Genomic DNA, 12,256 nt, shown 5'->3' on the forward strand with positions numbered 1-12,256 from the left:
GCGTCAGGCGGGGTTGCGCTTGCGGGTGCGCCGCAGCCCCAGCACACGCCAGGCCAGCTGCGCCAGCTCCTGCGCCACCTCGTCTTGCGACAGGCGGCCGTCAGGGCGGTACCAGTTGTAGAGAAAGCCCGGCAGGCTACAGGCGGCCAGCGCGGTGATCTTGGTGTCGTTGAACTCGAACATGCCGTCCTCGCGGCCTTGCTCCAGCAACGCGCACAGCCGGTCGTAGAAGTGGTTCGCCAGGTCCTTCTGCGCCGCCAGGTACTCGGGCCGGTACACCTGCGGCTCGCGGTAGGGGAAGAAGGCCGACGGGTGGTGCTCCAGCGTGGCGCGGATCAGCCGCTCGATGCCCTCCGTCACCTTCACATGCGCGGGCCGGTCGTCGTCCGCCGCAAAGTCCATCGCAGTGAAACACGCCACGGCGGGCGCCCAGGACAGCGTCTCGAAGATCTCCTGCTTGTTGCGAAAGTAGTAGTACACAAAGGGCTTGGTCACGCCCAGCTGCTGCACGATCTGCTCGATGGTGGTGTTGGCGTAGCCCTGCGCATCGAACAGCGCCTCGGCTGCGCGCAGGATGCGTTCGCGCTTTTCGTCGGACCCGGCCGTGGCGGCCTTCTGGCGGCCGCTGGCCTGCACGGGGGGCTGCTGGTTCATCGGTGTCCTTTGCGCGACGTTGGAGTTATACCCATGGGTAGCATTGTTCTACCGAGCGGTATATATTGGCAAGACGCTGGCGGGTGCAAGCACCTAGCAAAAACCCCAAGAACCAGCGATTCCAGACACCTCGGAGACAACGCCATGCCTTCTGCCGCACCGCAGCTGCCGCTGCACGAACATCTGCGCCGCCACGCGCGCGAAACACCCGACCGCATCGCCTACCTCTGGTACGGCCAGCCCCTCACCTGGGCGCAGCTCGACACGGCCAGCGATGCCTTCGCCGCGCGCCTGCAGGCGCTGGGGGTGGCCAAGGGCGAGCCCGTGGCCCTGTTCATGAACAACTGCCCCCAGTACGTGATGGCGCACTACGGTATCCAGAAGATCGGCGCCATCGTCTGCCCCTGTGGGCCGCTGAACAAGGAGCACGAGCTGGAATACCAGCTCACCGACCTGCAGGCGCGCGTGATCGTCGCGGCCGATGTGCTGCTGCCCGTGGTAGACAAGGTGCGCGCCAAGACCGCGCTGCAGCACGTGTTTGTGGTGCGCTATGCCGAGTTGCTGCCCGAGGGGGCCAGCATCGATGTGCCTGCCGAACTGCTGAACATGCGCACCGCCATGGGCCCGGCGCCTGCGGGCTGCGAAGACTTCCTGGCCGCCACCCGCACCGGCGCGCGGCCTGCGCCCGTGGCGCTGGCGATGGACGACGTCTCGCTCATGACCTACACCTCGGGCACCACCGGCCTGCCCAAGGGCGCCATGCTGAGCTACGGCAACGCCACGTTCAAGACCGCCGCATCGGCGGACTGCAATGGCATGACGCCGCACGAAACGCTGCTGGCCGTGGCGCCGCTGTACCACATCGCCGGCATGGTGATGGGTGTGAACCTGCCCATCTACACCGGCGCCACGGCCGTGCTGCTGTACCGCTTTGACCCGCTGGGCGTGGCCCAGGCGCTGGAGCGCCACCGCGTGACCTGGTGGTACAGCATTGCGCCCATGAACGGCGCCCTGATGCAGGTGCCCGGCGCACGCGACATGGACTGGAGTGCGCTGCGTCGCAACCCGGTCACGAGCTTTGGCATCACCTTCACCGAGGCGTTGGCCCAGCAGTGGCAGCAGTTCGCGCCCCATTGCATCTCGCACGAGGCGGCCTATGGCCTGTCCGAAACCCACACCGTGGACACCGCCATGCCGGTGGACGCGATCCGCTGGGGCACCCAGGGCAAGCCCGTGCCGGGCAACACGATCCGCATCGTGGACCCCGACACCGGCGCGCCGCTGGCCGCTGGTGAGGTGGGCGAGATCACCATCCACGGTCCCGGCAACTTCAAGGGCTACTGGAACAAGCCCGAGGCCACGGCCAAGACACTGCGGGATGGCTGGGTCTACACCGGCGACATGGGCCAAATCGACGCGGACGGCTACCTCACCTTCATCGGCCGCTTCAAGGAAATGATCAAGGTCTCGGGCTACAGCGTGTTCCCCGAAGAGGTGGAGACCCTGCTTATCAAACACCCTGCCGTGGCCCAGTCCGCTGTGATCGGCGTGCCCGATGCGGAAAAGGGCGAGGTGGTGCGCGCCTTCATCGTCAAGAAGCCCGGCCAGGACGTGGATGCCGCCGCCCTGGTGGCCTGGTGCCGCGACAACATGGCGCCCTACAAGGCCCCGCGCGAGGTGCGCTTCATCGACGCGCTGCCCGCCACGGGCGCGGGCAAGGTGCTGCGCCGCCTGCTGCGTGATATTGCTTGATTGAATGAAAAATTGGCTACCTGCGCTAGATGAATATGCGCTGGTAGCTATAAAAAATAGAGCAACTGCCCCATGCCATCTTCTGTTCTGTTCACCAAAGTGCTGGTAGCCAACCGGGGCGAAATCGCACTGCGTACCGTGCGCGCCCTGCACGACCTCGGCATTGCCAGCGTGGCCGTGTATGCCGACGACGACGCCGCCAGCCCCCATGTGCAGGCGGCCAGTGCGGCCGTGGCGCTGGGCGCCACCGGTCCGGCCGCCTACCTGGACGGCGCGCGCCTCATCGCCATCGCCCAGGTGCAGGGCTGTGATGCCGTGCACCCGGGCTACGGCTTCTTGAGCGAGCGGGCCGACTTTGCCCGTGCCTGCGACGAAGCGGGGCTGCGCTTCATCGGCCCCACGCCTGCGCAACTGGCGCTGTTCGGCGACAAGGCGCAGGCCCGCGCACTGGCGCAGCAGCAAGGCGTGCCGCTCATGCCCGGCACGCAGGCGGCGGTGACGCTGCAGGAGGCGCAGGCCTTCTTCGCGCAACACGCCCATGCCGGCATCGTGATCAAGGCCATCGGCGGCGGCGGCGGGCGCGGCATGCGCGCGGTGGTGTCGGCCGATGACTTGCCCGCTGCCTACGCGCGCTGCCGCAGCGAGGCGCAGGCCGCGTTTGGTGTGGACGGCGTGTACGTGGAGGGCCTGATGGGCAACGCCCGCCACATCGAAGTGCAGGTGCTGGGCGACGGGCGCGAGGTGATCGCCCTGGGCGAGCGCGAATGCACGCTGCAGCGGCGCTTTCAGAAAGTGGTGGAGATAGCGCCCAGCCCCTCGCTGCCGGGCGCATTGCGCGAGCGCATCACCACGGCCGCGCTGTCCATGGCGCACGCCGTGGACTACCAGGGCCTGGGCACCTTCGAGTTTTTGGTGGACCTGGCCAGCGCCGACCTGCCGTTTGTGTTCATCGAATGCAATCCGCGCCTGCAGGTGGAACACACCATCACCGAAGAAGTCACTGGCGTGGACCTGGTGCAGGCGCAGATTGCGCTGGCGGCGGGCCGCAGGCTGCAGGACATCGGTCTCGACCCAGCTGCACCGCCCTCCGTATTGGGCTTTGCGATTCAGTGGCGCATCAATGCCGAAACGCTGGACGCGCAGGGCAACGCCACCCCTGGCAGCGGCACGCTGCGCCGTTTCGACCTGCCCGCAGGCCCTGGCGTGCGCGTGGACACGCACGGCGCAGCAGGCGCCACGCCATCGCCGCACTACGACACGCTGCTGGCCAAGCTCATCGTGCATACGCGCAGCCCGCGTTTTGCCGATGCACTGCGCCGCTCGCAGCGCGCACTGGCCGAGTGCCGCATCGACGGCGTGGGCACCAACCTGGCGCTGCTGCAGGCGCTGGCTGCGCGGCAAGAAATGGAGAGCCAACAGGTGCACACGCGCTGGCTGGAGTCTGTGCTGCCAGAGCTTCTGGTTGCTACCAAAGACATAGCTGCTAAGGCATATCCGACTAGCGCTACAGGGCAAAAAGACCCGCAGATCGCCTCTGACGCACCCGAAGGCGCCGTGCTGGCCCCCATGCCCGCCCGCCTGGTGCAGCTGAGCGTGGCCGAGGGTGATGTGGTCGCCGCAGGCGCCGAGCTGGCCGTGCTCGAAGCCATGAAGATGGAGCATGTGCTGCTTGCCCCACACGCGGGCCGCGTGGGCGCACTGCTGGCTGTGGCTGGCGGCTACGTGGTTCAGGGCCAGCCACTGCTGGTGCTGGACGCCGTGGACGATGCGGCCGATGTGGGAGTGCAGGGCAACGCTGCACACGACCCCGACCACATCCGCGCCGACCTGCAACGTGTCATCGACCGCCACGCCTTCACACTCGACGCGGCGCGCCCCGAAGCCATCGCCAAGCGCCACGCGCAAGGCGGCCGCACCGCGCGCGAGAACATTGCCGACCTGTGCGACGACGGTAGCTTTATCGAATACGGCGCCCTGGCCATCGCCGCGCAGGCCCGCCGCCGCAGCAAGGAAGACCTGATTGCCAACACGCCCGCCGACGGCATGGTCACAGGCATTGGCGGCATCAACGGCGCACTGTTTGGCGACGAGAAGTCCCGCGCTGTGGTCATGTCCTACGACGCCACCGTGCTCGCGGGCACCCAGGGCGCCCGCAACCACGCCAAGACCGACCGCATGCTCGGCATCGCGCTGGCGCAGAAGCTGCCCGTGGTGCTGTTTGCCGAAGGCGGCGGCGGCCGCCCGGGCGATACCGACATGCCCATCGTGGCGGGGCTGCATGTGCACACCTTCGCCAGCTACGCCGCGCTGTCGGGCCAGGTGCCGGTCATCGGCATCGCAGCCGGGCGCTGCTTTGCGGGCAACGCCGCCCTGCTGGGCTGCAGCGACGTGATCATCGCCACGCGCGCCAGCAACATCGGCATGGGCGGCCCGGCCATGATCGAAGGCGGTGGCCTGGGCGTGTTCAAGCCCGAGCAGATCGGCCCGAGCAGCGTGCAGCACGCCAATGGCGTGATCGACGTGCTGGTCGATGACGAAGCCGAGGCGGTGCAGGCCGCGCGCCACTACCTGTCGTTTTTCCAGGGCCGCACATCGCAGTGGTCTGCACCCGACCAGCGCCTGCTGCGCGCCGTGGTGCCCAAGAACCGCCTGCGCGTGTACGACACCCGCGCGGCCATGGCCGGCCTGGTGGACGAGGGCAGCTTGCTGCTGCTGCGCACCGGCTTCGGTGCAGGCATTCACACGGCGCTGGCGCGCATCGAAGGCCGCCCCGTGGGCCTGCTGGCCAACAACCCGCAACACCTGGGCGGCGCCATCGATGCCGATGCAGCCGACAAGGGCGCGCGCTTCATGCAACTGTGCAACGCGCATGGCCTGCCCATCGTGAGCCTGGTGGACACGCCCGGCTTCATGGTCGGCCCCGAGGTGGAAGCCACAGCCCAGGTGCGCCACGTGAGCCGTCTGTTCGTCACCGCCGCCAGCCTGCGCGTACCCACCTTCAGCGTGGTGCTGCGCAAGGGCTACGGCTTGGGCGCCATGGGCATGACGGCCGGGGGCTTTCACGCGCCCGTTTTCACTGTCGCCTGGCCCACCGGTGAGTTCGGCGCCATGGGGCTCGAAGGCGCTGTGCGGCTGGGTTTTCGCAAGGAGCTGGAGGCGCTGCCCGAGGGCACCGAGCGCGACGCGCTGTTTGCCAAGCTGCTCGCCAAGTCCTACGCCAACGGTGAGGCCATGCACATGGCGGCTACGCTGGAGATCGACGCGGTGATCGACCCGGCCGACACGCGCGCGTGGCTGGCGCGGGGGCTGGCGTCGGCGCAGGTGGCGCCGCTGGGGCACCGGTTCGTCGACACCTGGTAAGAGCGGCTCACAAAACTCTTCTGGCTTCGTTGCCGCGTCTGGTCGTACCGTTCGTACTGCCTGCGACGCAGCGCCTAGCCAGAACCGCTTCGCTGAGTTTTGTGAGCCGCTCCGAGTGCATGCGCAGGCCGCGCGGTGCATGCTAAGCTGGCCCGCCTAGCCCACCCCGCACCGGGGTGGCGCCCCTGTTTGATGGAGACTTTGCACCATGCCCGGACTGCTGCCCGATATCGACCCTGATGGCCTGCTCGAATTCTCGGTGGTCTACACCGACCGCGCGCTCAACCACATGTCCAAGCGCTTTACCGGCGTGATGCAGGACATTCTGGGCACGCTCAAAGAGGTCTACCACGCCCATACCGCCGTGCTGGTGCCCGGCAGCGGCACCTTCGGCATGGAAGCCGTAGCGCGCCAGTTTGCCAACAAGGAAAAAGTGCTCATCGTGCGCAACGGCTGGTTCAGCTACCGCTGGACCCAGATTTTTGACGCCGACAAGGGCCTGGGCGGCGGCTCGGTCGTCTGCAAGGCGCGCCAGCAGGGCAGCGGCCCGCAGGCCCCCTGGGCGCCCTGCCCGGCGGACGAAGTCGCAGCCACCATCCGCGCCGAAAAGCCCAAGGTGGTGTTCGCCCCGCATGTGGAGACGGCCAGCGGCATCATCCTGTCTGATGACTACCTTCGCACGCTGACGGCCGCTGCCCACGAGGTGGGTGCGCTGTTTGTGCTGGACTGCGTAGCGTCGGGCGCCATGTGGGTGGACATGCAGGCCACGGGCGTGGATGTGCTCATCAGCGCCCCGCAAAAGGGCTGGAGCGGCTCGCCCTGCTGCGCCATGGTGATGCTGAGCGAACGCGCGCGCCAGGCCATCGAAGGCACGACGAGCAGCAGCTTTTCGTGCGACCTCAAGAAGTGGATGCAGATCGCCGAGGGCTACGAAAAGGGCCAGCACGCGTACCACACCACCATGCCCACGGATGCGCTGGTGCGCCTGCGCGAAGTGATGGCCGAGACGCGTGAATATGGATTTGCCAAGGTGCGCGACGAGCAGATCGAACTGGGCGCCAAGGTGCGCGCGCTGCTCGAATCGCGCGGCTTCCCCAGCGTGGCGGCCGAGGGCTTCAAGGCGCCCGGCGTGGTCGTGAGCTACACCACCGACCCTGGCATCCAGAACGGCAAGAAGTTCATGGAAGTGGGCCTGCAGACCGCCGCCGGTGTGCCGCTGCAATGCGACGAAGGTCCGGACTTCAAGACCTTCCGCATCGGCCTGTTCGGCCTGGAGAAGTGGCACAACGTGGACCGCACGGTGGGACATCTGTCGAAGGCGCTGGACCAGATTGCAGCGACTGCCTGACGGGTTGCAAGCCAGGGCAGTGGGCTGGCCCGGATGAAGCCAGAGGCTGACAGCGCGACCCTCGCCCTGCGCTGTGCCAAACGGCAAGCGCTGGGCCTGCTGTTGCTGGTGACGGCCGTGTTCGTTGCCACCAGCGTGGTCGAGCGCGGCCTGTGGCTCAACGCCGTGAAAGCCATGGCCGAGGCCGCCATGGTGGGCGCGCTGGCCGACTGGTTTGCGGTGGTGGCGCTGTTCCGCAGGCCGCTCGGCCTGCCCATTCCGCACACAGCGGTCATCGCGCGCAATCAGGCGCGCATCGGCCGCAATCTCGCCACCTTTGTGCGCGACAAGTTTCTGGACGTGCCCTCGCTGGTGTCGCTGATCCGCAGGCACGACCCGGCCGAGCGGCTGGCGCAGTGGCTCACCGCGCCCGGCAACGCCGCGCTGCTGGGGCACCAGGCTACGCGCCTGGCATCGGCTGCGCTGGACACGGTGCAGGACGCGCAGGTGGAGCGCTTCATCCAGAAGGCCGCGCGTGCTCTGATCGGACAGGTGGACATGTCGCGCGCGCTGGCGGCGGTGCTCGACACCCTGACTCACGACGGCCGCCACCAGGCGCTGCTGGACGACGTGCTGGCCAAGCTCATCGAACTGCTGCAGAACGAGCAGACCCGCACCTGGGTCGCGCAGTCCATCGTGGCCTGGCTCAAGAAGGACCACCCGCGCACCGAGAAGTTGCTGCCCAGCGACTGGCTGGGCGACAAGGGCTCGGCCCTGCTGGCCCGCGCGCTGGAGAGCCTGATGGCCGATGTGGCTGCCAACCCGCAGCACGCCTTGCGCGCTCAGTTTGATACCGCTGTGCAGCGTTTCATCGAGCGCCTGCGCAGCGACCCGGAATGGGCGAGCAAGGGCGAGGAGATCCGCACCTGGCTGCAGACCGATGCCACGGTGGGCGGCTATGTGCAGACCTTGTGGCTGGACCTGCGCAGTGCGTTGCAGCGCGATTTGGCCGACGCTGACTCCGTGCTGGCGCGGCAGGTGGGCAAGCTGGGGTTGTGGCTGGGCGAGTCGCTGGCGGGGGACGCAGCGCTCAGGCAGTCATTCAATGACCGGCTGGAGCGGTGGGTGGAGGGGCTGGCGCCGGATGTGTCGGCGTTCATTGCGCAGCACATTGAGGATACGGTGCGGCGGTGGGATGCTGAGGAGATGACGCAGCTGATCGAGCTGAACATCGGCAAGGATCTGCAGTACATCCGCATCAATGGCACCGTGGTGGGCGGGCTCATCGGGCTGTTGCTGTTCGGCGTGTCGCACGTGGGGGCCATGGGGCGGGCTTTGTGGGGCGGGTGAGGGCCACGGAACGCCGCGCAGCGCGGGACGGTAGGTGATGCCCCCGCCACACCCCTCACAACAACCGGAACACCAGCGGCATCAGCACCGCCGCCAGCACCACCTGCAGCCCCAGCGCCAACCCTGCATACGCCCCGGCCTCGGCATGCACCTGCAGCGCATGCGCCGCACCGATGCCGTGTGACGCCGTGCCCAGCGCAAAGCCCCGCAGTGCCATGCCTTGCGCGTCGGTGGGCAGGCGCATCAACCCAAACAACCAACGTGCAGACAGCGCTCCCACCATGCCCGTCAGTGCCGCGAACACGGCGGCCAGGGCGGGCACACCGCCAATCTGCGCGGCAATGCCCATCGCGACCGGGGCGGTGACGGATTTGGGGGCCAGCGACATCAGCACATCACCGGGCAGGCCCAGTGCCCAGCCCAGGCCGACGGCGCTGGCAGCCGCCGCGCTGCCACCCGCCAGCGAGGCCAGCACCAGCCGGCCCCACCGCGAGCGCAGGGCCGCGCGGCGCTGCCACAGGGGCCAACCCAGCGCCACCACCGCAGGGCCCAGCAAGAAGTGGATGAACTGCGCGCCCGCAAAGTACGTGGGGTAGGCCGTGCCCGTGGCCAGCATCACACTGGCCAGAATGGCCACCGACACCATCACTGGATTGGCCCAGGGTGCGTGCCCGGAGCGCACCGACAGCGCCTGCGCCAGCACATACACCGCCAGCGTGGCCGTCAGCCCGAACAGCGGGGCCGAAGCCAGGTACACCCACAGCTCAACGAAGTTCGCCATGGTCCTCCTTGGGCTGCAGAAGACGCAACACCTGCGCCGTCACCGCCATGCCAATCCAGGTGGACAGCACGATCACCGCCACCAGCTGCAGGCCATAGGTGCTCAGCAACGCGAGGTGGGTCATCACCCCCACGCCCACCGGAACAAACAGCAGCGACAGGTGCTGGAGCAAGAAGCCCGCCGCTGGTGCCACGGCATCCTGCACAGGCTGCCAGCGCAGCGCGAGCAAGAGCAGCACCATGCCGACGACCGGCCCCGGGACCGGGAGCTTCAAAAAGTGGGACAGTGCCTCGCCCCCCGACTGCATGAGCAGAAGAAAGGCCAGTCCTTGCAGCGACTTCATGGCGGTCAGAAGCGCGGCAGGTCGGGGTGCTTGATCTGCCCCCCACGCACCAGCATCTTCCCGTACTCTGCACAACGGTTCAGCGTGGGGATCACCTTGCCGGGGTTCAGCAACCCCGCGGGATCAAACGCGTGCTTGAGCCCGAACATCTGCGCGTTCTCTGCCGCAGAAAACTGCACGCACATGCTGTTGAGCTTCTCCACGCCCACGCCATGCTCGCCCGTCACCGTGCCGCCCATGGTCACGCTGGTCTCCAGGATGTCGGCGCCAAACAGCTCGCAGCGGTGCAGCTGGTCGGCGTCGTTCGCATCGAACAGGATCAGCGGGTGCAGGTTGCCGTCGCCCGCGTGGAACACGTTGGCGCAGCGCAGCTGGTATTTCTTTTCCATCTCCTGGATGGCGAGCAGGATGTCGGCCAGGCGCTTGCGCGGGATGGTCGAGTCCATGCACATGTAGTCGGGGCTGATGCGGCCGCTGGCGGGGAAGGCGTTCTTGCGGCCGCTCCAGAAGCGCAGGCGCTCGGCCTCGTCGCGGCTCACGCTGATGGCGGTGGCGCCCGCAGTGCGCAGCACCTCGCTCATGCGGCCGATTTCTTCTTCCACTTCTTCGGGGGTGCCGTCGCTCTCGCACAGCAGGATGGCCTCGGCGCTCAGGTCGTAGCCTGCATGCACAAAGTCTTCGACGGCGGCGGTCATGGGCTTGTCCATCATCTCCAGCCCGGCGGGGATGATGCCGGCGGCGATCACGGCGGCCACCGCATCGCCTGCCTTGCGTACGTCGTCAAAGCTGGCCATGATGCAGCGCGCCAGCAGGGGCTTGGGGATGAGCTTGACGGTGACCTCGGTGGTCACGGCCAGCATGCCCTCGCTGCCGATGACGGCGGCCAGCAGGTCGTAGCCGGGAGCGTCCAGTGCCTCGCTGCCAAATTCCACGGGATCGCCTTCCACCGTGAAGCCCTTCACCTTGAGCACGTTGTGCACCGTGAGGCCGTATTTCAGGCAGTGCACGCCACCCGAGTTCTCGGCCACGTTGCCGCCGATGGTGCAGGCGATCTGGCTGCTGGGGTCGGGCGCGTAATACAGGCCGTAGGGCGCCGCTGCCTCGCTGATGGCCAGGTTGCGCACGCCGCACTGCACCACGGCCGTGCGGCTTTCGAGGTTGATGTCGAGGATGCGGTTGAACTTGGCCAGTGACATCGTCACGCCCAGCGCATGGGGCATGGCCCCGCCCGACAGCCCTGTGCCCGCACCGCGCGCTACCACCGGCACCTGCAGCCGGTGGCACACCTGCAGCACGGCCTGCACCTCGTCGTAGGTTTCGGGCAGGCACACCACCAGGGGGCGCTGTCGGTAGGCGGTGAGGCCGTCGCATTCATACGGCGTGGTGTCTTCGCTGTGCCAGAGCAGGGCGTGCTCGGGCACCACGCGGCTCAAGGCCTGGACCACTTCGGCCTGGCGTGCGGCGCGTTCGGACAGGGCTGCGGTGGGGGCGGCGGCAGTGTTCATGGCTGTCACTGTAGGGGATGGCTGGGTGCCCGGGCTTGAGCTTTTCTGCAGGGGATTGTGAAAAACACCGGATTGCTCACCAATTGATAGCTGCCAGCGTTTGTGGGACAAGCACTAGAGGCAAATTTTTGCCCGAACTTGGTGGAGGAGGGCGCGGCTCGGGCGAGGGCAGCCGAGCAAGGGCCGCCCCGCAGCGAGGGCTGCGTCACCCTTCCCGGCGCAGCCGAGAGAAGGGGGAAGGCGCCAAAGGCGACTCAGGGGGATGCCTCTACTACGCCATGGTTTTGCGCAGCCATTCGGCAAACGCTGCGCACTCCCACCGGTCCATGGTGCCCGTGCGCCAGCACAGGTAGTGCGCGTGGGGGCTGGCGGTGTCGGTGGCAAACAGGCGCACCAGCGTGCCGTTCTCCAGCCAGGGGGCCCCGAGCTTGAGGCGCACCAGCGCCACGCCCATGCCGGCGGCGGCGCCGTCGCACATCAGGCCGATGTCGTTGAACTGCGAGCCCTCGCTGGGTTCGGCCCAGTCGAGGCCGGTGGCGGCAAACCAGGTGCGCCAGGGCTCCAGCGGGCTGCGCAGCAGGGGCACGCCTTCAAGGTCTTCGGGGTGGTCGAACGGGCCGTGCTCGCGCACGAAGGCGGGTGAGGCCAGGGGCGTGACCACGTCCCGCGCTATCTCCGCGTGCTCGACATCGGCATAGTGGCCGGCGCCAAAGCGCACCATCAGGTCGGCGTCCTCGGCCACCACGTCCAGCAGCGGAATGGACACCTGCAGCGCCAGGTCGATTTCGGGGTAGGCCTCGGTGAACTGGCGCAGGCGCGGGATCAGGATGGCGCGCGCAAACGTGGGCGTGACGGCCAGCTTGAGCCTGCGCCGCCCGGGGGCTGCCACGGCGCCCGGAAACCGCTGCAGCGCGCCCAGGCCTTCGCGCACATGGGCGAGATAGGCGCTGCCCTCGGTGGTCAGCGAAAAATCGGCCCGACCGAACAGCTGTACGCCCAGGATCTGTTCGAGCTGCTTGACCCGGTGGCTCACGGCGCTGGGCGTCACGCACAGCTCGTCGGCGGTCTGCGTCACGCTGCGCAGGCGCGCCAAGGCCTCGAAGGTCAGCAGGCACTGGATGGGCGGGATGCGCCGCGCCGCGCTGCTGAGGAAGGACGACGGGGCTGCCGTGGCCATGGCAGGC

Annotated in this window: 9 protein-coding genes; 4 read left to right on the plus strand and 5 right to left on the minus strand. The window is 68.0% G+C overall.

Translation table 11 applies throughout. The annotated features are described in order from the left end of the window. Window positions 1–3: 3 nt before the first annotated feature. Entirely contained in the window at window positions 4–654 is a 651-nt protein-coding gene (locus ASD94_RS09545) for a TetR/AcrR family transcriptional regulator (protein WP_056641917.1), read from the minus strand. 144 nt (window positions 655–798) lie between these two features. Between ASD94_RS09545 and ASD94_RS09550 the strand changes: the two genes are divergently transcribed. The 4 genes from ASD94_RS09550 (at window position 799) to ASD94_RS09565 (ending at window position 8,443) form a co-directional block, all read left to right on the plus strand. Then, window positions 799–2,406 (plus strand): AMP-binding protein, encoded by a 1,608-nt coding sequence (locus tag ASD94_RS09550; RefSeq protein ID WP_056641920.1) that lies wholly within the window; start codon window positions 799–801, stop codon window positions 2,404–2,406. A gap of 72 nt (window positions 2,407–2,478) precedes the next feature. Next, on the plus strand, window positions 2,479–5,766 hold the full coding sequence (locus tag ASD94_RS09555; RefSeq protein ID WP_369818054.1) for a carboxyl transferase domain-containing protein: 3,288 nt from the start codon (window positions 2,479–2,481) through the stop codon (window positions 5,764–5,766). A gap of 208 nt (window positions 5,767–5,974) precedes the next feature. Next, window positions 5,975–7,114: an aminotransferase class V-fold PLP-dependent enzyme gene (locus tag ASD94_RS09560; protein ID WP_056641923.1), complete on the plus strand. Its 1,140-nt coding sequence runs from the start codon at window positions 5,975–5,977 to the stop codon at window positions 7,112–7,114. A gap of 33 nt (window positions 7,115–7,147) precedes the next feature. Further along, window positions 7,148–8,443 (plus strand): DUF445 domain-containing protein, encoded by a 1,296-nt coding sequence (locus tag ASD94_RS09565; RefSeq protein WP_056641926.1) that lies wholly within the window; start codon window positions 7,148–7,150, stop codon window positions 8,441–8,443. Between the two features lie 55 nt (window positions 8,444–8,498). On the opposite strand, the gene ASD94_RS09570 is transcribed toward ASD94_RS09565, so the two are convergent. From ASD94_RS09570 to ASD94_RS09585, 4 genes are all read right to left on the minus strand, one after another. Continuing rightward, on the minus strand, window positions 8,499–9,224 hold the full coding sequence (locus ASD94_RS09570) for an LrgB family protein (protein ID WP_056641929.1): 726 nt from the start codon (window positions 9,222–9,224) through the stop codon (window positions 8,499–8,501). Continuing rightward, window positions 9,208–9,567 (minus strand): CidA/LrgA family protein, encoded by a 360-nt coding sequence (locus ASD94_RS09575; RefSeq protein WP_056641932.1) that lies wholly within the window; start codon window positions 9,565–9,567, stop codon window positions 9,208–9,210. The genes ASD94_RS09570 and ASD94_RS09575 overlap by 17 nt, the downstream gene beginning before the upstream one ends. 5 nt (window positions 9,568–9,572) lie before the next feature. Continuing rightward, on the minus strand, window positions 9,573–11,072 hold the full coding sequence (locus ASD94_RS09580) for an FAD-linked oxidase C-terminal domain-containing protein (RefSeq protein ID WP_056641934.1): 1,500 nt from the start codon (window positions 11,070–11,072) through the stop codon (window positions 9,573–9,575). A 271-nt stretch (window positions 11,073–11,343) separates the two neighbouring features. Further along, the gene (locus ASD94_RS09585) at window positions 11,344–12,249 is read right to left on the minus strand and encodes a LysR substrate-binding domain-containing protein (protein WP_056641939.1); all 906 of its coding nucleotides are present in this window, start codon (window positions 12,247–12,249) and stop codon (window positions 11,344–11,346) included. Window positions 12,250–12,256 lie beyond the last annotated feature (7 nt).

The organism is Acidovorax sp. Root70, from assembly GCF_001428225.1.
GTDB lineage: Bacteria > Pseudomonadota > Gammaproteobacteria > Burkholderiales > Burkholderiaceae_C > Acidovorax.